This window comes from Flavobacterium indicum GPTSA100-9 = DSM 17447, assembly GCF_000455605.1.
Classification (GTDB): Bacteria; Bacteroidota; Bacteroidia; order Flavobacteriales; family Flavobacteriaceae; genus Flavobacterium; species Flavobacterium indicum.
This window is the reverse complement of record NC_017025.1, coordinates 313209-336788: the sequence shown is the minus strand read 5'-3', so window position 1 is coordinate 336788 and position 23580 is coordinate 313209. Positions and strand designations below refer to the sequence as shown.

Annotated in this window: 19 protein-coding genes; 18 read left to right on the top strand and 1 reads right to left on the bottom strand. The window is 31.7% G+C overall.

The window, feature by feature from the left end:
* Window positions 1-58 precede the first annotated feature (58 nt).
* The gene (locus KQS_RS01455) at window positions 59-3526 is read left to right on the top strand and encodes a T9SS type B sorting domain-containing protein (RefSeq protein WP_014387430.1); all 3468 of its coding nucleotides are present in this window, start codon (window positions 59-61) and stop codon (window positions 3524-3526) included.
* A gap of 1 nt (window position 3527) precedes the next feature.
* Window positions 3528-4274, top strand: coding sequence for an enoyl-CoA hydratase/isomerase family protein (locus tag KQS_RS01450; RefSeq protein WP_014387429.1), 747 nt, complete (start codon window positions 3528-3530; stop codon window positions 4272-4274).
* 158 nt (window positions 4275-4432) lie between these two features.
* Here KQS_RS01450 and KQS_RS01445 read toward each other — a convergent pair whose 3' ends face one another.
* Window positions 4433-5035: a 2OG-Fe(II) oxygenase gene (locus tag KQS_RS01445; RefSeq protein ID WP_014387428.1), complete on the bottom strand. Its 603-nt coding sequence runs from the start codon at window positions 5033-5035 to the stop codon at window positions 4433-4435.
* Between the two features lie 79 nt (window positions 5036-5114).
* Here KQS_RS01445 and KQS_RS01440 point away from each other — a divergent pair, with 79 nt between their 5' ends.
* From KQS_RS01440 to KQS_RS01370, 16 genes are all read left to right on the top strand, one after another.
* Window positions 5115-5564: a 6-pyruvoyl trahydropterin synthase family protein gene (locus tag KQS_RS01440; RefSeq protein WP_014387427.1), complete on the top strand. Its 450-nt coding sequence runs from the start codon at window positions 5115-5117 to the stop codon at window positions 5562-5564.
* 218 nt (window positions 5565-5782) lie between these two features.
* Window positions 5783-6820, top strand: a complete 1038-nt coding sequence (gene xerA / locus KQS_RS01435) for a site-specific tyrosine recombinase/integron integrase (protein ID WP_014387426.1) — start codon at window positions 5783-5785, stop codon at window positions 6818-6820.
* A gap of 159 nt (window positions 6821-6979) precedes the next feature.
* Window positions 6980-9496, top strand: a complete 2517-nt coding sequence (locus KQS_RS01430) for a metallophosphoesterase (protein WP_041251949.1) — start codon at window positions 6980-6982, stop codon at window positions 9494-9496.
* Between the two features lie 36 nt (window positions 9497-9532).
* Window positions 9533-10012, top strand: a complete 480-nt coding sequence (locus KQS_RS01425) for a hypothetical protein (RefSeq protein ID WP_041251948.1) — start codon at window positions 9533-9535, stop codon at window positions 10010-10012.
* A gap of 169 nt (window positions 10013-10181) precedes the next feature.
* Window positions 10182-12848 carry an ATP-binding protein gene (locus tag KQS_RS01420; RefSeq protein ID WP_014387425.1) on the top strand — a complete coding sequence of 889 codons (2667 nt, stop codon included), beginning with the start codon at window positions 10182-10184 and terminating at the stop codon, window positions 12846-12848.
* Between the two features lie 182 nt (window positions 12849-13030).
* Window positions 13031-13198, top strand: coding sequence for a hypothetical protein (locus KQS_RS14290; RefSeq protein ID WP_014387424.1), 168 nt, complete (start codon window positions 13031-13033; stop codon window positions 13196-13198).
* 76 nt (window positions 13199-13274) lie between these two features.
* Window positions 13275-13424, top strand: coding sequence for a hypothetical protein (locus KQS_RS14285; RefSeq protein WP_157868379.1), 150 nt, complete (start codon window positions 13275-13277; stop codon window positions 13422-13424).
* 145 nt (window positions 13425-13569) lie between these two features.
* Complete coding sequence (locus KQS_RS01415; RefSeq protein ID WP_014387423.1) at window positions 13570-14100, top strand: hypothetical protein; 531 nt, start codon at window positions 13570-13572, stop codon at window positions 14098-14100.
* Window positions 14101-14262: 162 nt separating this feature from the next.
* On the top strand, window positions 14263-15105 hold the full coding sequence (locus KQS_RS01410) for a toxin-antitoxin system YwqK family antitoxin (RefSeq protein WP_014387422.1): 843 nt from the start codon (window positions 14263-14265) through the stop codon (window positions 15103-15105).
* A 162-nt stretch (window positions 15106-15267) separates the two neighbouring features.
* Window positions 15268-15606, top strand: coding sequence for a hypothetical protein (locus tag KQS_RS01405; protein ID WP_014387421.1), 339 nt, complete (start codon window positions 15268-15270; stop codon window positions 15604-15606).
* A 146-nt stretch (window positions 15607-15752) separates the two neighbouring features.
* Entirely contained in the window at window positions 15753-16751 is a 999-nt protein-coding gene (locus KQS_RS01400; protein ID WP_014387420.1) for a hypothetical protein, read from the top strand.
* A gap of 185 nt (window positions 16752-16936) precedes the next feature.
* A complete protein-coding gene (locus tag KQS_RS01395; RefSeq protein WP_014387419.1) occupies window positions 16937-17599 on the top strand; it encodes an endonuclease/exonuclease/phosphatase family protein in 663 nt (220 codons plus the stop codon).
* Window positions 17600-17775: 176 nt separating this feature from the next.
* Complete coding sequence (locus KQS_RS01390) at window positions 17776-18486, top strand: hypothetical protein (RefSeq protein ID WP_014387418.1); 711 nt, start codon at window positions 17776-17778, stop codon at window positions 18484-18486.
* 788 nt (window positions 18487-19274) lie between these two features.
* Window positions 19275-19892: a hypothetical protein gene (locus KQS_RS01380; protein ID WP_014387416.1), complete on the top strand. Its 618-nt coding sequence runs from the start codon at window positions 19275-19277 to the stop codon at window positions 19890-19892.
* Window positions 19893-19906: 14 nt separating this feature from the next.
* Window positions 19907-20260, top strand: a complete 354-nt coding sequence (locus KQS_RS01375) for a hypothetical protein (protein ID WP_157868378.1) — start codon at window positions 19907-19909, stop codon at window positions 20258-20260.
* Between the two features lie 89 nt (window positions 20261-20349).
* Window positions 20350-23493 carry a T9SS type A sorting domain-containing protein gene (locus tag KQS_RS01370; protein WP_014387414.1) on the top strand — a complete coding sequence of 1048 codons (3144 nt, stop codon included), beginning with the start codon at window positions 20350-20352 and terminating at the stop codon, window positions 23491-23493.
* The last annotated feature ends 87 nt before the right edge of the window (window positions 23494-23580 follow it).

Here is a 23580-nt window from a genome sequence, read left to right as displayed (position 1 = left end):
CCTTTTTTTATTTCTATAAGCTAAAAAAAGTACATTTGCGAAAATTATCACTAATTAAATGAATAAATCATATTTAATCTTCTGTTTTTTTGTTTGTCTATTTTCCTATGCTCAATTGAGTAACAAACATTGGATTCCACCATTACATGCCAGACAAGCAAATGTAGTGTCAGATCATTATTTATATATATCTACAGCAGAAACTACTCCATTTCAAGTTAATGTTACCTATGGCAATGGAACGCCAATCCCTGGGTCGCCATTTACTGTTTCACAAACGAACCCAGTAACAGTAACAATTGGGAACAGTCAACCTTCCAAAATGTTTTTAGACTTAACTGATGTTAATACAGTAGAATCAGACAAAGGATTAATATTAGAAGGAACAAAAGATTTTTATGTAAGTTTTAGAATGCGTTCCAACAATCATGCTGAAACATTAATATCAAAAGGACGCCCTGGTATAGGAACCAGTTTTAGACTTGGTGGCTTACCGCAGACATCAGGAGGTGCTCCTCGAAATTTTGTTGCAAGTGTTATGGCAACTGAAAACGGTACAACCATTAATTTATCAGACTATGATACAAGCGTAGTATTTGCTTCCGACTCAGGTAATATTACTGCGGACAGTCAGACTTTTAATTTAAATGCTGGTCAATCCATAGTATTTAGTGGTTATGCGGATACTTCAGCTAATTTATCTGGAATAATTGGAGCCTTATTAACCTCTAACAAACCAATTGCGGTCAATACTGGAAATGCTTTAGCCGGTATGACTATTACCGAAGATGGCCAAGATTTTACATTAGATCAAATTGTTTCAGCTTCTCAAATTGGAACACAATATATCTTTATCGAAGGAAATGGAAGTGAAGATGTAGAATTACCTTTAATAATAGCTAACGAAGATAACACTCAAGTTTTTGTCAACGGTAATCCCATAGCAGTAACAACTTTAAACGCTGGTGAATATTACTTAGTTCCCAACAACAATTATCAAGGGATTAATAATAAAAACATATATGTAGAAACCTCTAAACCGGTTTTTGCCTATCAGATTATTGGAGGTGCTCCTAGTAATGCTACTTCTGGTTTAAATTTTATACCTCCATTGAGTTGTTTTTTCCAGAATTCAGTTTACTTACCTGCTATTAATGAAATTGGAAGCACCTTTTACAATGCAGAATTAATGGTTTTAACTTATTCTACTTCTACTTTAACGGTAAATGGCACACCAATAAATACCGCTTTAGCAGAACCTGTTTTAGGCAATACTGATTGGGTAACGTACAGAATTTCTGGATATTCTGGAAATGTAAATGTTGTATCTACAGGTCCATTAGCCGTTGGTGTTTTTGGAGCAAGTGGAGCCGCAGGATATGCAGGTTACTATTCTGGTTTTGGAAGTGCGCCACAAGATACGGATGTTACCGTTTGTTCTTCAACTACAAAAGATTTATTTGATGCGATTGAAGGAAATCCTGGAACTGGCGGCACTTGGTCTGTTCCAGCTGGGAGTCCACCTTTAAGTGGAAATATCTACAATCCTGCCATCAATCTTCCTGGGGAATATATTTATACTTTCACTAAAGATTGTAATACTTCATTAACTACCATCTCGGTTAAAGTAAATGTGACGGTACAACAAGCGGATAACGTAGGAACTAATACAATAAAAAACACTTGTGTTAATCAAGCTAGTTTTGATTTGTTTCCTCTTTTAGGTACAGGAGTAACCACTACTGGAACATGGAGCCCAGCATTAGCGAGTGGAACTGGTATTTATAACCCTGCAGTAGATCCATCAGGAACTTATACGTACACTATTCCTGCAAATGGTGTTTGTCCTGCCTTGTCCTCAACGGTTGTGGTTAACAATTTTCCCTTGCCACAGTTAAACACAATTTCTACATTTGAGTTATGTGACGACTCCAATGATGGAAATGACACGAACGGACAAGTTGTATTTAATTTAAATTCAAAAACAGCTGAAATTTTAGGCGGACAAACAGGAATCACGGTTACTTATCATATTAGTAACAGCAACGCAATAGCTAATAGCTCACCTATTACTACCTATTATGGTGGCACTACAACAATTTATGTACGCTTAACGAACAACACAACCGGATGTTTTTCAACTACTTCTTTTGATGTTAAAGTGAATGCAAAACCTACTGTAGTGAATGAAGTGACTTTAAAACAATGTGATAATGACACCGACGCTATTTCTGATTTTAATTTAAACGAAGCTAATTTGTTGATTTCGAATCAACCGAATTTAACCTTTACTTATTTCACTTCAAGTAGCAATGCTCAAAATAACATTAGCCCTATTTCCAATGCTAATCAATACACCTCAAGTAATGGAACCGTATGGGCAAGAGTAGAAAATCAATTTGGCTGTTTTAGAGTAGCAAAAGTTAATTTAATCGTTTCGGCTACGCAAGTACCAAGTACTTTTGTTCCATACTTAATAGAAGAATGTGACGACTACATTAATGCCACAGATCCAGATGCCGATGGTTATGCTTATTTTGATTTAAATACGGCTACCAACGACCCTGTAGATGGTATTTTAGCCATTTTCCCAAGCAGTGTCAACTTAATTGTTACCTATTATCAAAGCCAAGCAGATGCATTAGCAGAACAAAATGCAATTGACACCACTACTGATTTTAGAAATACAATTCCAAATCAACAAACAATTTGGGTTCGAATTGATAGCAATTTAAACAACGACTGTGTAGGATTAGGGCCATATGTTACATTACGAGTTAATCCATTACCAGATTTCGATTTACCACAAGAAGTCGTTTTATGTGTTGACCCTGCTACAGGAGCTGGCACCTCTATTATTAATGCCGAACCTAACACACCAGGAACCTATACTTATGTTTGGAATCCGGCAAATTCCAATTCCAATCCGGCGGTATTTAATGCCTCTCAAAACGGCATTTATAGTGTAACTGTTACAAATACGGCTACTGGTTGTGTTCGACAAGACCAAATAGAAGTAAAAATATCCTCAGCACCCGTTGCTGTTTCTGCTCAATTAATTAACGAAGCATTTTCGCCCGGTTTATCAAGCATACAAGCTATTGCTTTAGGCGGTTTTGGCGATTATGAATACAGTATTGACGGCATATTTTGGCAAAATAGCCCTGTTTTTAATAATTTAGAAAACGGCACTTACATTGTTTACGCTAGAGATAAAAACGGATGTGGTGAGGTAAATTCAAACGCAATACAGACCATTTCTTACCCTAACTATTTTACGCCTAATGGCGATGGGTATAACGACACTTGGAACATTATTGGTTTAACGCCAGAATTTGAAGCCAAAATTTACATATTTGACCGATTTGGAAAATTAATAAAACAAATTAACCCATACAGTTCAAATGGATGGGACGGAACCTTTAATGGCAATTTAATGCCTTCAACCGATTATTGGTTTAGAATTGAATACAAACAAAACGGAGAAAACAAAGAATTTAAATCGCATTTTAGTTTAAAGAGATAATATGGAAGCTTTTGTAACCTCAGAAGTAAAAGACAACCTAGGAATAATCACCTTTTTTCACCCAGCCGGAAATTCATTTCCGGGTGTGCAATTACAAAAATTAGTAGACACCCTAAACGAATTAGACCAAAACAGCGCGGTTAGCGTGATTGTATTACAAAGTGAAGGCAATTCTTTTTGTGCAGGTGCTTCTTTTGATGAATTAGTTGCTATTGATAATTTAGTAGACGGCAAACAATTTTTTTCTGGTTTTGCGAATGTCATCAACGCTATGCGAAAATGCTCAAAATTGATTATAGCTAAAGTTCAAGGTAAAGCTGTGGGTGGTGGTGTTGGTATTATTTCGGCGGCGGATTATGCGATAGGAACCGAAAAAGCCGACATTAAATTATCAGAATTAACCATAGGTATTGGACCCTTTGTAATTGAACCTGCAGTAAGCAGAAAAATTGGCGCTACCGCAATGGCCGAATTAACCTTAGATGCCAGTAATTGGAAATCGGCACAATGGGCATTTGAAAAAGGCTTGTATGCCCAATTAGTTCCATTAGAAGCTTTAAATGAAACTACAGAAACTTTTGCTACCCAATTAGCCAGTTACAACCCAGAAGCCTTAGCACAAATGAAAAAAGTGTTGTGGCAAAACACCGATAACTGGAGTACTTTATTGTATGAACGAGCAGAAATATCGGGTACTTTGGTGTTGTCTGATTTTACCAAAAACGCCTTAGCCAAGTTTAAAAAATAAACGACTTTAAAAATACAAAATGCCACTTATAGCCCCGGTTGAAGTGGCATCCTTTTTTGGTGGCAAAACGAAACGTCAATCTTAAAAAATACGAGCCACCAAAAAAGATAGAACGGAAAACGGGACCGGTTAGCACCTGAAAAACTAAGCGCCTGCTCCTATCTGGTTTTTAACCAACCAGTAATACTGTATCTTTTTTGCTGCACCGGTTTGACTTCGTGCTCCAAGGTTTGGCTATCAAAAATCACTACTCTGCCTTTTTCTGGATAGACTACTACATCGCCTGAATCTTTGTAGATGACCAATTCGCCCCCATATTCCGGCAACCAATTTTCATCGTTTAAATAACAGACTAACGACAATCGACGGCGCTTATCGTTCTGAAAAACATCTAAATGGCGTTTGTAAAACGTCCCTTCGGGATACACCGCATAATGAAACTCTTTTTCATTAATACCTAAATAACACGTAGCATTGATATAGGTAATAAATTCATTGATTTTGGCAAAAAACAATTGGGCTGCAGCAGATGTATCTTGCTCGTCTAACCAAAAAATATAATCGCCCCGGATGGCATCCATTACCTTTTCATCGGCACGATTTCCAATAGCCGATTTTTTAAATTGATTGGTTTCAAACGCATCAAGCAATCCTTTTTTTAGCACATCTACTTCTGCTGTAGTAAAAAAATTATCCATAACAGCGTATTGCTGATTAACCACATCGTCAATAATTAATTCAAACGTTTCGTTACGTTCCATGCCTTTCCAATTTTAATGCAAAGATAAATGAATTTTGAGCTAAATTATTTCCTATTTTTGCATTTCAATTCCAATTAAAATGAGTAAGATTAGAATCACCAAACAGTTCAACTTTGAAACCGGACACGCCTTGTATGGTTATGATGGTAAATGTAAAAACGTACACGGACACAGCTATAAATTATCTGTGACAGTCATTGGTGAACCTATTACCAACACTGAAAATGTAAAATTTGGAATGGTAATTGACTTTGGCGATTTAAAAAAAATTGTAAAAGAAGAAGTGGTTGATATTTTTGACCATGCCACCGTTTTTAATAAAAATACACCGCACATAGAATTGGCTAAAGAATTACAAGATCGTGGCCACCATGTTATTTTAGTAGACTACCAACCCACGAGTGAAAATATGGTAATTGATTTTGCAGCCAAAATTTCGGCCCGATTACCACACAGCATTCAATTGCATTCCTTGAAACTACAAGAAACTGAGACTTCGTTTGCCGAATGGTATGCGAGTGATAATTAGGAGCACCTATTCCCGTTTTTAAACAACCCACTTCCCGTGTTACGTTGTATCTTTTTTTGTTTTAAGACTTAGAGAACACATCAATTCTTTACAAACCAGAATAGAAATAGTAACTAATTTTTTCAACAAAAAAAGGATGCCACTTCACCCGGGGCTAAACTTCCTATTTGCGTTTTTAAAAGAAAATTAATACATTTACTTTTTTATACGCCTTAAAAATGAAATGGAAAGCCCAATTAATATCCCACAAAGGGGAAGCACGAATTGCTATTTATTTTGAGAAAAATCCCGATTTAATTGCTCGAATTAAAAAATTCCCAAGCGCCCGCTGGAGTGTAACAAAAACATGTTGGCATGTTGCGGACACCAATGAAAACCGAATCAAATTTAAACTTCCATTAGCCCATACCCTACTTCCCAATAAAGAAGGGATGGATGGTATTGCAACTTTTAAACGCTATTTATTTTCCAAAAGATACAGTCAAAATACAATAGAAACCTATACCGATGCCTTACGCGCTTTTTTAACTTTTTTCAACACAAAATCAATTAAAGACATTACTAATGAGGATGTTATAACCTTTAACAACGAACACATTTTAAAAAACAAGTATTCGTCATCGTATCAAAATCAGGTTGTGAATGCCATAAAATTATTTTTTAAGATTGTACAAGAAAAAAGCATACAAATAGACCGAATACATCGTCCTAAGCGCGAAAAAAAATTACCAAAAGTATTGAGTAAAGAAGAAGTGTTTAAAATTATAGATGCTACCGAAAATTTAAAACACAAAACCTTATTGGCCTTAATCTATTCGGCAGGATTGCGAATAAGTGAAGCCTTAAACATGAAATTAACCGATATTGACAGTGAACGTATGTTAATTCATGTAAAAAATGCCAAGGGCAAAAAAGACCGTTACACTTTATTATCAGACAAAGTATTGGTTTTATTGCGTGAATATTATTTGGTTTACAAACCAACAGATTATTTATTTTACGGGCATTTTAGATCCATGTATGCAAGCAGAAGTGCCCAACTCGTTTTAAAAAATGCAGCCAAAAAAGCAGGTATTCAAAAAGACATTACTTTACACACCTTACGACACAGTTTTGCTACCCATTTATTAGAAAACGGCACCGATTTACGTTACATTCAGGACTTATTAGGTCATAGTAGCCCAAAGACTACTATGATTTACACCCATGTTAGTAACGACAGTTTAAAAAAAATCACCAATCCGTTTGATATATAAGATTTTATTGTATTTTTGAAAAAGAACAACTAAAACTATGCGCAATAAAAACCATAAAAAACTTCGCCTATCTTGCCAAAATGGAATAAAAGGTGTAGATTTATTTCGCATATAAACTAGTTACCTGCAAGGCTAAAAAACCGACAGAAACAATAAAATATGAAAATTGGAATATTACATTTAAGCGACTTACATATTCAAGAAGACGACTTAACAAATAGAATTGAAAACCTTGTTAAATCTGTAGAATATGACATTAAACAAATTTCACACCTATATTTAGTTTTCTCAGGTGACATAGTAAATTTTGGTAGGAAATCTGAATTTGAAAAAGCTAAAATCTTTGTTGTAGGACTAACAGATAGATTAAAAGAAAAATGGAAGTTGTTGAATATTAAAATCGTTGCAGTTCCGGGAAATCACGATTGTTGTTTTGACAATGAAAAGAAAACTCGAAAATCAATTTTAAATGATTGTAAAACAGATATAATTGATGAAGAAGATTATTTCATAGACGCTATGGCTGTTCAATCTGATTTTTGGGATTTTACAAATGAGGTAACAGAATTATCGGATAGAAATTTAGTATCTTACAAATATGAATTCAGACCGCATTTAGATTTTAAGGTGACTTTTCACTGTTACAATACAAGTTGGCTTACTGAAATAAACGAAAAACAAGGGTCACTTATAATTCCAGAAAATAAATTTATTGAAAATGAAAATGGCGAATATGTAATCTCTGTTTTTCATCATCCTGTAGAATGGCTTTCTGCAAATACAAAAAGAAATAATAAACAACGATTTGAAGAGCATTTAATAAATAGCTCAAATCTTGTAATTTATGGCCACGAACACGACAAAGGAAATCCTAAGGCTGTACTTCAAAAAAACAATAATGTAGTTTTTTGCGGTGGCAAAGCTTTCGATAAAAATATTATTACTGAAACAGGGTTTTGTCTTTATGAAATAGACCTAACTGACAAGTCAATAAATATTAAAACTTTCAATTTTGATGGTGAAACGTATTTAGTTGAGACAGAGGACAAACATCGGATAATTGAAAAAGTTAAACGAGAATTTATTTTAAATAAAGAATTTGAAACAAAAATCACAGAATTAAGCATCCCATTAAAACACTCAAAAAAACCAAAATTAATTTTATCCGATATATTCGTATATCCAGACCTAGAGCCATTGCTTGAAGAAGAAAATTACGTAGCTCAATATCCAAACTCCTCTGAATTAATTAAACAAGTTAAAAATGAAAACAATGTAAATATATTAATTGAGGGGGCTGACCAATCAGGTAAAACATCATTGCTCTATGTTCTTTACAAAAGGTATTATGAAATGGGGCTTACTCCAATTTATTTGAGAGGTAAATATTGTAATGAAACAGATGTCAAGAAATTAGTAAAAAAGGTTTTAAAGGAGCAATACGATAGTGAAAATGTAGATTTATTTTTCCAACTTGACAAGAAAGTACTTTTACTTGACAACTTCCATAAATCAAGTCTTAATTCAAAATATAAAAAACGATTAGTTGAATCATTCAACAATAATTTTGAAGTAATAATTGTTACATCTGACAACACCTACAGTTCAAAAAATGTAACTGAGGAAGCTACGAGCTTTAAGGACTATTTTAAATATAAGCTTTTACCGCTTGGTCACGAAAAGAGAAGTGAATTAATTGAACAATGGCTCTTGATTGGCGAAAATAAGTTGACGATTCAAGAAGAAGTAATATTAAATACTGTAAAATCAAGATTTAATGAAATCAATTCATTAATTGGCAATAGGTTGATGCCTTCATACCCAATTTTTATATTGACTCTTTTACAAAGTCTTGATGAAAATCTTCAAAATTTTTCGCAAACATCATATGCTAATATCTACCTAGTTTTAATTAAAGCAGGTCTCATTAAAGAAGGAATCAAAGATTCAGTTTTGACGAGTTTATTGAATATTCTCAAAGAACTTGCTTTTTATATGTACGGCAAGAAGAAAAGCCCTTTTAATAGAGAAGATTTTGACAGTTTTATTTTAGAATATTCAGCTAAATATTTTCGTCACAAATCATTAACAAGTGATAAAATTCTTAGTGTACTTTGCAACTCTAATATTTTGAAATATGATGATGAATACTACACTTTTTCTTACAAATACATATACTACTTCCTAATAGCCCAAAAAATTTCAACAGACATAGAAAGCTATCAAGATCTTATATATAACTTATGTAACAATATTCATTTAGAGATAAATGCCAATATTTTGATTTTTCTTTCTCACCATTCAAAGGCACAAATTCTTATAGATAGTATCGTTTTCACTAGTGAAATTCCTTTTGAGAAAGCTAATCCACTAACATTAAGTAAGGATGACACGTTTGTGCAATTTATCACTGAGTTCACCAATGAAATCAAAGATGAAATAATTGAAGATAGAAACCCAAAAGAAGAAGTAAAAAAGGAACTCAAGAAAAAAGATGCCATTGAGAGAAGGAATAGAGTTGATACAGATAACGATAATGAAGACGGTATATTACCTTCTGAGGCAATCGAAATGAATCAAGCCTTTAGAACAGTTAAAATCATCGGTCAGATTGTAAAGAATCAAAGTGGTGACTTTGAAAAGGAAAAACTTATCAAGCTTGTTGAAGCAGCCTAGAACACCATTTTTAGATTTCTTGGCTTCTATTCAGGTATGCTAGAAAAAGACAAAGAATTACTTATTGAAGCAATAGTTGAGGATATAAAGAAAAAGGAAGAAGAAAAGAAAAGTAAACGTGGCGATATAGATGTTAAGCTAATAGAAAAGACAGTAAGAAATATACTTCAATTTATTTCGTGGCGTATTTGTGTAGACAGTATGACTAATCTAATGTTTGCAGTTGGAACAAAAGGACAAAATGAATTATTTGACAGAGTTAATGTAAACATAGACACAACAGCATCCAAAATAGTAACATTTGCTATTAAAACGTTTTATGATAAAATTGACACAAAAGAATTAGAAAAATTGTTTGAAGATGTTAAGGACAATTATTTGGCTCAGTGCATTTTAAGAGAATACATTAAGAGGTACTTGTACACAAACTTTGTTGAAAGAAACAAGCGAGACAGAATTATTCAAATAGCAGGGTTTAACAAACAAAGACTGATAGGAAAAATGAAAACAAAATAAAGCCCAGCAGGTAACAGGCGTTTGGCTCAATGGCGGGTGACGTGGTTAATTGAACATTCTACCTCGCATCAACTTTTGTGGTGTATTGACAGTTTTGTGCTCCGAAATCCGCCACTGCGCCAAGCGCCAAAACGTTAACGGCAATGTTAAAGAAACGACTACCCTAATAATGAAGTCAGAAATAAAAATAATTCTAGAAGAAGGTTCTTCAAACAAAGCAAAAGGAAATTGCTTTGAAAGTTTAATTCGAAACCTTTTGGCTTTACACCAATATGATATTAGAGGAAATATCAACTATTCAGGAATGGAAATTGATCTTGTTGCCGAACATAAACACAATAAAGAAACCCTTTATGTAGAATGTAAAGCAAAAGAAAAAGTTTCGTCAGACGAATTGTCTAAATTTTCTTTTAATGTAGGCTTTAAAAAAATTGACAAAGGATATTTCTTTAGAACTCAAGAATTGGAAAGCCAAGCAGGAGCTTTACTTTCCGAAATTAAGACAAGACCAGAATACAAAAATCTAACGTTTTTTGAACCATCTGAAATTATCAAAATTTTGTCCGATGGCAAAATGATTTTTGAGCCAACTTCAGAATTAAAAAATTATCTAATTTCAAAAAGAACTCTAGCAGTAACATATTTTGGAGATTTTTTAATCTACTTAATAAATGAGTCTAATGCCCTTCCTACAAAGTTTATTGTAATAAATGCAAACGATAACAAAGTTCAAATAAACAAAGAAGTTCTTCAAAATTTAAAAAATAGCATTTTGGAGATTCAAAACTTAGAATTCATTGAACTTTCTTCCAATAAAGCTGACTATAAAGAAAAAGTAGATATAAATATTCAGATTGAATCTATTTCAGAGGTTCAAGAAAGTGAAAATTGGTATGATTATCTTCCTGCATCTTCTTCAAGAAATCATTTCGTTGGACGTGATGAAATCAGACGAGATGTTCTATCTTTTTTTAAAGAGATTGAAGACAAAAAAACTGACAAGCATATTTTCTATTTAAATGGAAAATCTGGTTGGGGAAAAAGTTCCTTAGTTTTAGAGATTAAAGGTAGAAGCCAAAACAAACATTATAAAAATAGATTTTTTACAGTTGCCATAGATACAAGAAGTGCTAATTCAGATAATTTTGTAGCACTATCTTTTAATAAGATTATTAAAGAGGCTTATGAGCAAAATTTCATACACAAAAGCATCTTTACAAAAGATTTGGAATTCACATCAAATGTTGACCTTCTTTCTTCCGAAAGTATAAAAGAACTCTTGAATTTATTAGAAGTTGAAAAAAAATATCTAGTTCTAATTTTTGACCAATTTGAAGATGTTTTTAGGAAAAAAGATTTTTTCAAAACATTTTATAAATTTCTTTCAGATGTTACAGACTTGAAACCAAATCTCATTATTGGTTTTTCTTGGAAATCAGATTTTTTAATACAAAGCGATGATTCATCCTATCATATTTGGCAACAAGCAAAAGAACAAGCAAAAGAATTTACAGTAAGTGAATTTGGAGAAAGAGAAATAGACGGTATTATAAAACAATTAGAAGGTTCTATAGGAATTGTTCCTAAAAGTATAAAAGATAGAATTAAGGAAAGTTCACAAGGACTTCCTTGGTTAACAAAAAAATTATGTATTCATATTTATGACCAAATTCAATCTGGCTTAAAAAGAGAAGAGTTGTTAGAATCAAATCTAAATATTCTCGACTTATTTAAAAAAGATGATGAAAGATTGCAAAGTGATGAATTAAGAGCTTTGAAATTAATTGCAAAAAGAGCATATGAAGGTAATTCTTTTGAAGAAACTGAAGTTGGGGAACTAATTCCTGGAAACATAATTAGCTCATTACTTCATAAGAGATTAATTATTAGATCAGGAGCTATATATAATATTTATTGGGATATTTATAGAGATTATTTGGTAACGGGAGAAATACCTATTATTGGAGAAAGTTATTTATTGCGACAAGGAGTAAATTTGTGTTTGGAGGTATTCCTACTATTTGAAAATGACAAAAGTGAATCAATTAGTTCTTTAACAGAAAAACATCCAAAAGGAATTAGTCAAGATACTTTAAACAATATTTTGATTGAACTGAGAAATATAGGCTTGATTAATAAAAATGAGGAAAATTATTATGCTGAAAAAGACATTGAAATCAGTAAGGAAGGATTTGTTGAATTCATTAGTACTAAGTTTTCTAATTACACTCCATATATTGCATTGAGGAAAATCAAAAAGTCAAAAATTGATAAAGAAGATATAATTATCATTTTAAAGCAAATTTTCAAACAAGAGTTTCAAGATAATACTTGGGACGCTTATGCAAAAAACCTAATAAGTTGGTTTAACTTATCTAATTTATCAATAAAAGAAAAACTAATTGAACCAAAAAAAGGAAGAGGTGGAATAAGTACACTAAATTTTAATGAATCTGAAAAAGACACTTTTTTACCTAGGACTTCAATCAAGGAAATGATAGAAATATTACCTCTTTTTGAATTGGATGAAAGTGTTATTAATAGTAAATTCAATAAAGACCTTCTCTTTTTAGAAATAATTGACAACACTAAGAAACTAACTGATTTCGGAAAAAAACTAATTCAAATAAAAGATCCGGACGAAACAAAAAGTATTTTAAGAAATAAATGTCTTGAGTATAAAAAATTCAAAATCCTAAAAAAGACTTTAGATTCCAATCCAAAAATTAAAGTGAAAGAGTTAGTTAAACTTATGGGAATAAATTTCTTTGATGGAAAAGAATTGAGTTCTAAGGTTATTTATGCAACGAAAGCTACAAGTTGGATTAAACAATAAACACTGCCGTTAACAAGGTATTGCCAAAAGCGGGGCTGAACGGTTTCGATTAAGCATTTGTGCAAGGTTCATTAGCAGTAATTCTATTAAACTTTAGTGCAATTAATCCCCACCTTCGGCAATACCCGTTCCGTTAACTGCAAGCTACAATCTTTGCGCTTAAACCAATCGAATTATTAAATATGGATAACGAAAATCATAAACTTCCTGAAGGTTGGACTGAAACAAAAATTTCAGAAAATCTATATGTAACTCATATTCCACAAAAGCATATAGACGAATGGAAAGTTCAACGGTGGAAAAAAAATAAAGTCACAGAAATTCTCAAAAAAAGAAGGCTTCATTATTAAGCCAGATGGACGATCTGGAACAATTTATTACGTTGAAAAAGAAAGATTATGTGAAATTGAATTCGAAATTTCTGGAGTGAGTCAATTCGACATACTTATTTATTTTGATTCTTTAAATAAATGGTCGCTACCAAATAATACCGAAATGCTTATCTCTGAAAAAAATGACATCAGAAAGGAATTAATTATTTGGCTTGAAAAAGAAAAAATTAGAGCCGAATTATAAAGCCAGCAGTTAACAGGCGTTTGGCAAGATTGCGAATTTTGTAGTAAATTCACGTTTATTTCTCGCAAGAAATTTTATCTTTAACAGAAAATAATCGGTTCCGAACTTCGCAACCTCGCCAAGCGCCGGAACGTTACCAGCAATTATGAAAAAACTGCATCTAATAATATTAATTTTTACTTTCAACTTTGGTTTATCACAAACCAATGTAGAAATTGATTCATTGCTGAATGAAATTGCAAAAATCGAAAACTCGAAAGAAATCATCAATACGAACGAAGGAAAAAAAATTATTGGATATGGCTGGAAATTATTGCCGAAATTATCTGAATTTTTTACTGACAAAACCGAAACTAATGTGAAGTCGGAATGTGTTGGCCGAAACTTAACTAAAGGTGAAATTGCAATAATCTTAGCCGACAGAATTGAAGGAATGCCTTATGCGCAAATCACTGGAATACAAAATTGTTTAGCTACATTTTGCGAAAAGAATATGAACTTCATAGAATATTATGTAGATTTTATAAAGAGTGACGGAATTGAAAAGTTTCAAGCAAAATATAACGAATGGTTAAAAAGCGACGCTAATATTGAATGGAAACCAATTTTTGACTTAAAATCAGTAAGTGAAAGAAAAAAAATAATCAAAGAGAAAAGAAAAGCTAAACAAAAATAACTGCTGGTAACAAGCGTTTGGCAAGATTGCGAATTTTGTAGTAAATACACATTTATTTCTCGCAAGAAATTTTATCTTTAACAGAAAATAATCGGTCCCGAAGCTCGCAACCTCGCCAAGCGCCGGAACGTTAGCCGTTATATTACGAAAAATCTGCAAAAAATGAATTTTCCGAAAATATTCATATTACTAATTTTACTAAATTATTGTGAAATATATTCGCAAGAAAAGGTCATTGAAAAATATGAAAACGGTAATCTAAAATTTGAAGGATACGCAAAAAACAATGTACTTGATAGTATTTACAGAGAATATTACAAAAATGGAAATATAAAAGTTGAAGGGTTTTACAAAGATTGTAAGTATGAAACTAACAGAACCAAAATTTATCATGCTGGTTGCGGAGTTGGACAAAAAACGGATAGCTTAACTTTGGGAACAAGACATGGAAAACTTAAAACATATTACGAAAATGGAAAATTGAAAAGCGTTTCAAATTTTCACTGCGGCTTACGACAAGGAAACTTTTATGTTTATTATGAAAATGGAATTATAGAAACTCAAGAGTTTTACTTTGAAGACAAACTTAAATCTTCTCAATATTATAATGAACTTGGAATTATTCAAGAAACCGAAAACATAGAATATAATTTCAAAAAAACTCGGAATTATAAAACGACACTTCATAAAGAATTTTATGAAAATGGAGATTTGAAAATAGAAAATAGAATTATCGAAGAAGAGAATGATATTGAAACTGAATATTATAAAGAGTATTATCAAAACGGCTTTTTAAAAATTGAAAAAACTCTAATTAACAATTCTAAAAATGAAGTTTACAGAGAATACTATGAAAATGGAAATGTAAAATATGAAGGTAAGTTCAAAAATGACAAACCAATTGAAAAACACTATTTTTACAAAGAAGATGGAAGAATTGACAAAATAGAAACTTGGAAAAACAACAAACTAATTCCTCTAAAAGAGTATAAATACAACGGCTAACAGGCGTTTGGCAAGATTGCGAATTTTGTAGTAAATTCACGTTTACATTTCGCAAAAAATTTATCTTTGATAGAAAATAATCGGTTCCGTAACTCGCAACCTCGCCAAGCGCCGGAACGTTAGCGGTAATTTTAAGAGACACTTCTGAAAAAAGAAAATACTATGAAACTAAAAATTTATATTCCTTTGATTATTATCATGATATTATTTTCTTCCTGTGACGAAAAGTTGAAAATAAAAGTAACTGAAAATAAAGATATCAAAATTGAACGTTACACAATAAGTACAATTACAAGTGGTCATAGATTTTGTGATATTACTAATAAACGATGGAACAAAACAGAAAGAATTTATGAAGCTGATTGGGGAGCAGGAACTGACAGTCTGTATATAAAAAATGATTCAATTCTGATTAAGGCTGACATAGAAAATGCTGTAATTTACGATTTAGCGGCAATAAAATTTGGCTACAAAATAGTTTTAATTGATATCGAAAAATAAAAACTTCCGCTAACAGGCGTTTGGCAAGATTGCGAATTTTGTAGTAAATTCAAGTTTATATTTCGCAAGAAATTTTATCTTTAGCAGAAAATAATCGGTTCCGTAGCTCGCAACCTCGCCAAGCGCCGGAACGTTATAAGCAACCTATGAGAAAAGCGTACTATAAACTTCTTCTTTTATTATTTTTTCAATTGAATTTTGCTCAAAATTTAGATTTTGAAATTGAGAAAATCTCAAAACAAATTGAAGTAAATAAGAAAATAGAAATCGATTACATAAAAATCTTAGATAGTGTTGTAAATCTAAGTAATATTACAAATCTTAAAAAGATTAATTCGACACTTTATAAAAGTACTTTAATTGAAAAACTTGAAAATAATTCGAATTCAGTTGCTTTAACTTCTTTCTATTTATTATGCGAACTGAACATATCAGATGGAAAAAAAATATTACTGGATAATTTAAATAATCAAACTCCAATAGAATTTAATTTTGATGATTTTTACATAACTAAATTGGGCGATGCATACATTCCTATTTTAATAGCAAAATTAAGAAAAAGCAATTCAGAAAATTTAACTGAGTTTGTTGAATATATTGAAAAACTAATTTTACATGATGTTAATTCAAATTCTTGTTATAAAAATGGTCTAATAAAAGAACTAGAAGAAAATATCGATAATTATGAATTAATTAGAAAAATTGCAACCGAAAAAAAGTTCCCTGAATCATTGATAAAACTTGCCAAGTATCAAAACAAAAATGATTTAAGTATAATCTTGAGTTATTTTGAAAATGAAGATACGGAAACTTATGGTTTATTAGCAATTCAAAAATTTCCAGATAGTAGTTTATATAATTTAGTAGTTAAAGTTTTCAAAAAAGAATGGAAAGATAAATATTACAATTATCCAAAATGGAGAATAATATTCAAAACTTTGACTTTTTTCCCTGACGAAAAGGAAACTTTTGATTTATTTGACAAAACAATTAAAGTGAAAAATAAGTTTAGAAAAGAAACTCTTTCGAGGAATCTTTACATTGCAATAATAAAAAATCCAAACCCAAAATTTGATAGCTATGTTGAAAAAATAAAAATTGATAAAAATAGTTATCTATTTGAGGAAGAAATGAAACTAAATTAGTAGGCTGCTTATAACAGGCGTTTGGCAAGATTGCGAATTTTGTAGTAAATTCACGTTTATTTCTCGCAAGAAATTTTATTTTTAACAGAAAATAATCGGTTCCGAAACTCGCAACCTCGCCAAGCGCCGGAACGTTAGCGGTGATTTTACGAGACACGGTAAGCATAGACAATTGACTGACAAAAATGAGAATAGCAACATGGAATTTAGAGCGACTCGACAAGAGAAAAAATCAACTCATTCTTGACAAGTTGGTTGACATAAATGCTGACATTTTAGTGCTGACAGAAACAAATTCATTAATTCAACTTGATAATTACAGTTGCATTTCAACAGACCTTTTGCCGACCGAATTTGACGGCATAAAATATAACGTTGGCGAAAACAGAGTTAGTATTTTGACAAAGTATAAGGCGGCAACTCAACACAAAACTTTTGACAGTTACACGACTGTTTGCACAGACATTGAAACTCCGATTGGACTTTTGACAGTTTACGGTTCAATTATTGGAGTTTTTGCAAACCGACAACCACGTTTCGATAACGACCTCAACGGACAACTTGCAGACTTTGAAAAGATATTTCCCGGCAGACAGGTTTGTATTGCAGGCGACTTGAACGTAACATTTTCGGGACGACCTTGGCCAAGTAATAAGGCTCGACAAATACTTTTGGACGCATTTACAACTTACGGACTAACAAATACAACCGCAAACATTGCCGACACAGTTGACCATATTATTTTAAGCAACGACTTTATAGAGAACAAGCATATAGAAATTGAAACTTGGAACACAAACAAAAAATTAAGCGACCACGTTGGACATTTATTAACTTTGACAGTATGAACATAAAAGAAAAAACCACCGCTAACATGGGTTTTGCGTCAGGCGGGCTGACGTGCAAACTTGGAGCTTTGTGCTTCAATTCAAGTTCAGTGCTGGTTGACAGTTTTGTGCTTCAAAACCCGCCCGAACGCAAAGCCCAAAAACGTTATGTGCTACTTTAAAACGACAGAAACAAAATGATAAGTCCTTCTGACAAAGAATATAGACAAACGAAACAAATTATGCTTGGAAAAGAGAATTTGAATCCAGAATTCAAACCTCTTGCTGACTTTATTGATAAAACATTTGGAGTTAGGACAATCAATATTGTGTATGACACAATTGATAGAGGGACAAGACCAAGAATTGGAATTTATTTTGAACATTATCACGAAAAGCAAAGCTTCAACGAAAACAATGGTCATGTGAATTTTGACAGCAAGAAACAGAAGTTAATTGCGGATAAATTCAAGCAGTCAATTAACGAGCAAGGTCTTATTAAAAATAAAAGACTTTTTGATTTATGGACTAAATCCGAAAAAAGTAAATATCAAACGGACAAAATATTAGTCTATTTTAGTGCATTTGAGCCGATTGCAAAAAATGAAGCAAATCAAAACATTACACAAGACCAAATTGAGCAACTTAAGGCAGAATTAAATTGTGAAGACCTTTGGGAAATTTCAAAATGCTTTTCAGGAACTACTTTCTTTTTATACACAGACGAACAAGTCAAAAGTTACGAAAACAGTGAAACTATAAAAGTTTGGGCTGACAAATATTTTGATATATTAGAAACTTATAATGAGTTTGGGTATTTCAAAAGAGAAAAGTTCAATATTCTCTTAGATAGTAAAGAAAACTTTGATAAAAATTATGAAAGTAATTGGTATTATTATTATAAATGATAATAAAAGCAGCACATAACAGCGGTTACAAGTAATGGCTAGTTCAGGAATATTCCGAAAATTCTCCGAATTTTCTAAAATAAGTTTATATTTGTTATGGCTTGGTAATGGTTTTCGCCACTACTTGTAGCCGCAAAACGTTATATGCTATGTTAAAGACACTGTAAATGTTAAGAAAGCTATTTGACAATAAGATTTTCATCAAGGGTTTTTACATATGTGGACTCTTAATTTGGACATTGGCATTATTTCATGATGCAACTGCTTACCCATTCTTAGAAAGTGCTGTTGGAATTCAATACGCATATCTATTCTGGCCCCCGACAATAGCCTTGACATTACACTTGCTAATCAATTCCAAATTGACTTGGGGACTTGTGTTTTTATGCTACAACTTACTTGTCTTTCTATACATTAAAGAATACATAATTGACGACTTTAATAGTTATCATGGTGGTGAAAAGGACTATATGAATGCAGCTACATCATACATCTTGACTGGAATTGTGACGACCATAATTTTTGTCATTGACTGGACAATATATAAAACAAGACCAAAGAATGAGAAACACAGCATATAACAGCACCTACCCAAAAGGCGGGGCTTCGTGTTCCAAAGACAGTTTGGTGGTTAATCAAACATTAGTTTTTCAAATCAAGTTTTGTTGTAAAAGTCCCGCCCTTCGGGTAGCTGCAAAACGTTACCAGTAATACCTCCAAAATTGCGCATAAATATTAATTCATAACAAAATATTACTATAATTGAAAACAATAAAAAACAACAAACTATGAAAACACTTATCTACATTTTATCCTTTATTACATTTACAGCTTGTGATAAAGACGATAACACAACAAAAGATCCAACATTTTCATTACCTCCAGAAACACAAACAGGAGCTAATACTTTTGGTGTGACCATAAATGGAAAAGTATATATTCCACGAGACCCCACTGGTGTTAGTGTGGGACCTACGGCAAAAGGTATGATTTTTTGGGGCGCACCTGACAATGTATCTTGGAATGAAATTGAAGTTGTAGATGGCGCAAGTAATACTGGTTTCCAGATGATTATACATTTACAAAATTTACAAAGCATTGGCACTTCACAATACAACTTAAAACAAAGTAATTTTCACAATCAAATTGACAGTACTCCAAATAATCATATCTATTTTAAAATTTGGGACGGTAATATTAATAATTATGCATATTACGGTTCTGTTGAAGATCAAGGAATTATTAATGTATTTAAATTCCAAGGTAGCCTAACCCAAAATTGGATATTATCAGGTAATTTTTCAGGAAAGTTTGTTCGCTACAATAATCCAAATGATTTTATAACTATAACCGATGGTAGGTTTGATTTAAATTTAAATACATTGCCAAACCATCCATTCCCTTAAAAACTAAATATATTATGAAAAATACAATTTTATATTGTTTGCTCTGTTTACTTATGCTAAATTCTTGTATTACAACAAAAGTAAATTCTACCAACAAACAAGATTATTCCGTTTTAAAAGAAAATAAATTATACATTATCAAAACTAAAAATTTAGGCACTATTAGACATTTTAAATTTATTAGTGAAACAGATGAAAATATCAAAGGTTTTTATCTAAATAAAGAATTAAATATCAATAAAAACGATATTATAAAAATCAATAAATTCAGTTTGGGAAAAACAGCTGCTCTTGTGATGCCTCCAATATTTATCATTGCAACTCTTACCTTTCTAAATTCATTTAGCAACTGGGAATATAATAAATAATAGATAAAAAAAGAGGCAACTGCAATTGCCTCTTCAAAAACGAATTAAAAATAATTATTCACAACTAAATTCTAACTCAATTCAAAATTATGAAAAAAATTCTTTTTACATTTATTTTTTGTATTCAACTATCTCATATAGTGGCACAAGAAAATCAAACCATTCAAGAAACAGAAAATTTGCCTAATTGGCCTGTTATGCTTTCCAACTTAAACACCACACAAATAACTTCGGGTGTATTGATAGACAAAGTAACCACATTTGCTAACATAATAAACTATAACACTTTCGACAGTAATATATCTAACAGCAATCACTTTGCACAAGCATTAAGTGAATTATATCGTGCATCAGACCAAACAAAGTTTATTAGTTTAACTGAACTAAAAAACAGAACTGCTACTACAACTTCAAATAATTCTGTTGATGTAGGAATTATTAATACTACTTTTCATAAACTCAATTTTAATGAAGAAAATCCTAGTGCAGGAGGAGTAACTTTCAATCAAAGTACAGGAAAATTTGTAGCTGTAGTGGGACAACCTTCCTTTATAGGTAAAAAAATAAGTATTATGTCACCTCTAAAAGAATTTATTACTGGAAGTGCATTTCAATTTAATTTTAAAAATAATCTAATCCTGAATAATACAACAACAACTATAAAAACATTAGTTGTTGATTTTATTGACGGTAGTAGTCCTGTTACTATTATTTCTAATAGTACAATTGTAGTACCAACAAAAACAGTAAATTATACAGATAGCGGTATGAAATCACTAAAATTCACTATTACCTATTCTGATAATACCACTCTGGAAACCTATGGTAAAATTTATGTGAAATACGACTCCGATTTACAAACTTTAGCTCCAAACAATACTAATTCATCTTGTTATGAACTACTAAAAGACAAAGGAACATTTACATCTACCTTACCATTTCAAGGTTATACAGAAAATTCTCCTATATATGGAAAAACGGAATATACTATATTTTATGGTTATAACAATACTGCAAAACAAATGGTAAAACCCATAATTATAGTAGATGGTTTTGATCCTAAAGACAAACGAAAAGTACAAGATTGTGATTGTGAACAAGACCCAACTTGTGTGCTAAACAATGATGATGGTGATAATGGAGTTTTTAATCCTACAAAACACGAATCACTAGAAGATTTAATGAATTATAATACTATTAATTCAACAACTGGCTTACCTCAAGTAAAGAATTTAATTTCAGAACTTCGTACAAAAGGCTATGATGTAATAGTAATAAACAATCCTACTTATACCTCTACCAATGTAGCTGGGCAATCTGTAACTGTTGATGGTGGTGCAGATTATATTGAGCGAAATGCAATGACATTGGTTTCATTTATAAAAAATTATGTCAAACCAAATCAAACATTGGCGGGTAGCAATCAACAATTAGTATTGGTTGGCCCAAGTATGGGCGGACAAATTACTCGTTTTGCACTTGCTTATATGGAGAAAAAATTTGCTGAAACTGGATTAGTAGAATGGAAACACAATGCTCGTTTATGGATAAGTGTAGATAGTCCACATTTGGGAGCAAATATTCCAGTAGGTGCTCAAGCAAATATTTGGTTTTTAGCGGATAGATTAGGAAAAGAACCTGCTAAAATTCAATATTATGAAGAATTAAACTCTGTGGCAGGAAAACAACAAATTATAAGTCAGTTTCAAAATGCGAGAGAAACAGGTTACTTAAATGGAAATAGTTTTTTTACAACTTATTACAATAACCTAAATTCTAACGGTGTAGCAGGTTCAAATGGTTATCCTGTTTCCAATACTAGTTTTAGAAAGATTGCAATGGTTAATGGTTCTTTAACAGGTAAAAAAGATGCTTCAGAACAGCAAACTTTCTTGTATATGAGAGGCTATGCAAGAGGTTTGTGGCCATTTCAAAACTCAACCGTTACACTTTTACGTTTACAAGATAACTTTATGCCAGCTTCATATCAAACTGGAACAGTTTTTAAAGGTGATGGACAAAATAGCACTTTTAATATTGGTTTTAATCATTGGTATATTGATTTTTCTCATCCAAGATACAATTTGAAAGTTAATAACAATAGTGTTAAAGGAAGTATGGACGTTGTTCCTGGTGGTTATTTTAGAACTGCAAAATATATTAGAGAAGCCGTATCTGAAGGGTTGAGTGATGCTGGTGTTAGACAAGAAACTAGAGATTATATTGAAAATCATTCTTTTATCCCAACATTTTCGGCAATTGGTCATTTAAATCCAAATCAAAATTGGGGAAATCCATTAAATACCAATTTAACTTGCCCTACTAACAAGCAAACACCATTCGATAGCTATTATGGCACGGCAAGTAATACAGAACATACTTCATTTACAAAAGAAGGTATAGATTGGCTTTTTAAAGAATTAGATGGTATTCCACAAGCTCCAAGTTTTCCAATGCAAGACAATTTACTTGTTGGTGCTGAATTAATATGTAATACTAATGTCACATATACTTTTTCAGATATTTGTAAATTACCTAGTTCTGCAACTTGGTCAGTTTCTCCTAATTTACAAATTGTTTCAACTACAGATTATTCCATTACAGTTTCACAAGTTTCAAATGGTCAAGGTACAATTACGGCAACATTTCAAAATGGTCAAACTGTAACTAAAAACGTTTGGGTAGGCAAACCATCTTTTTACCTACAATATAATTACTTTGAACCACAGCCTGTAAAATCTACTTTAGAAATGGTAAGTGATCAACCAAATTTAACTATTAACCAACAAGGTATTACAAGCACTCAATTTATTGGTATAAAAGATGGAGTTACTATTTTCGATACTCCAGGAAGTTTCTTTACTATTCGTGCAAATCCAAATAGTGTTGATAAAGTTTTTGCTTATGCAACAAATGCTTGTGGAACAACTATGGTTGAATTAGATTGGCTAAACTTATTTCGTCAATCAAACAATTCAACTGTCAAATATTATAAAGTCTTTCCTAACCCAACACATAATGTTGTTCATATTGATTTAAGAGATAATGACAATAGTCCTTCAAGTAATATTATTACTGGTGAACTTTTTGATTTAATGGGGCAATCTAAAGCTTTTGTACAATTTATGAACAATAGAGGTTCCGTTGATGTTAGAAATTTAAATGAAGGGATATATGTTCTGAAAATATATATCAATAACCAAGTAGAAAGTCATCAAATAATTGTAGAATAAAAAAAATAAAATTTAAAAAAGTAGTTATTGGCTTCGCCAATAACTACTTTTTGTTTTTTTACTATTCAAAAAAAATATAAAATTTTT

Excerpts from the sequence above, each read along its gene's own strand:
- KQS_RS01455 (WP_014387430.1), top strand. The coding sequence starts at position 59 with ATGAATAAATCATATTTAATCTTCTGTTTTTTTGTTTGTCTATTTTCC.
- KQS_RS01450 (WP_014387429.1), top strand. The coding sequence starts at position 3,528 with ATGGAAGCTTTTGTAACCTCAGAAGTAAAAGACAACCTAGGAATAATC.
- KQS_RS01445 (WP_014387428.1), bottom strand. The coding sequence starts at position 5,035 with ATGGAACGTAACGAAACGTTTGAATTAATTATTGACGATGTGGTTAAT.
- KQS_RS01440 (WP_014387427.1), top strand. The coding sequence starts at position 5,115 with ATGAGTAAGATTAGAATCACCAAACAGTTCAACTTTGAAACCGGACAC.
- xerA (WP_014387426.1), top strand. The coding sequence starts at position 5,783 with ATGAAATGGAAAGCCCAATTAATATCCCACAAAGGGGAAGCACGAATT.
- KQS_RS01430 (WP_041251949.1), top strand. The coding sequence starts at position 6,980 with ATGAAAATTGGAATATTACATTTAAGCGACTTACATATTCAAGAAGAC.
- KQS_RS01425 (WP_041251948.1), top strand. The coding sequence starts at position 9,533 with ATGCTAGAAAAAGACAAAGAATTACTTATTGAAGCAATAGTTGAGGAT.
- KQS_RS01420 (WP_014387425.1), top strand. The coding sequence starts at position 10,182 with ATGAAGTCAGAAATAAAAATAATTCTAGAAGAAGGTTCTTCAAACAAA.
- KQS_RS14290 (WP_014387424.1), top strand. The coding sequence starts at position 13,031 with ATGGATAACGAAAATCATAAACTTCCTGAAGGTTGGACTGAAACAAAA.
- KQS_RS01415 (WP_014387423.1), top strand. The coding sequence starts at position 13,570 with ATGAAAAAACTGCATCTAATAATATTAATTTTTACTTTCAACTTTGGT.
- KQS_RS01410 (WP_014387422.1), top strand. The coding sequence starts at position 14,263 with ATGAATTTTCCGAAAATATTCATATTACTAATTTTACTAAATTATTGT.
- KQS_RS01405 (WP_014387421.1), top strand. The coding sequence starts at position 15,268 with ATGAAACTAAAAATTTATATTCCTTTGATTATTATCATGATATTATTT.
- KQS_RS01400 (WP_014387420.1), top strand. The coding sequence starts at position 15,753 with ATGAGAAAAGCGTACTATAAACTTCTTCTTTTATTATTTTTTCAATTG.
- KQS_RS01395 (WP_014387419.1), top strand. The coding sequence starts at position 16,937 with ATGAGAATAGCAACATGGAATTTAGAGCGACTCGACAAGAGAAAAAAT.
- KQS_RS01390 (WP_014387418.1), top strand. The coding sequence starts at position 17,776 with ATGATAAGTCCTTCTGACAAAGAATATAGACAAACGAAACAAATTATG.
- KQS_RS01380 (WP_014387416.1), top strand. The coding sequence starts at position 19,275 with ATGAAAACACTTATCTACATTTTATCCTTTATTACATTTACAGCTTGT.
- KQS_RS01375 (WP_157868378.1), top strand. The coding sequence starts at position 19,907 with ATGAAAAATACAATTTTATATTGTTTGCTCTGTTTACTTATGCTAAAT.
- KQS_RS01370 (WP_014387414.1), top strand. The coding sequence starts at position 20,350 with ATGAAAAAAATTCTTTTTACATTTATTTTTTGTATTCAACTATCTCAT.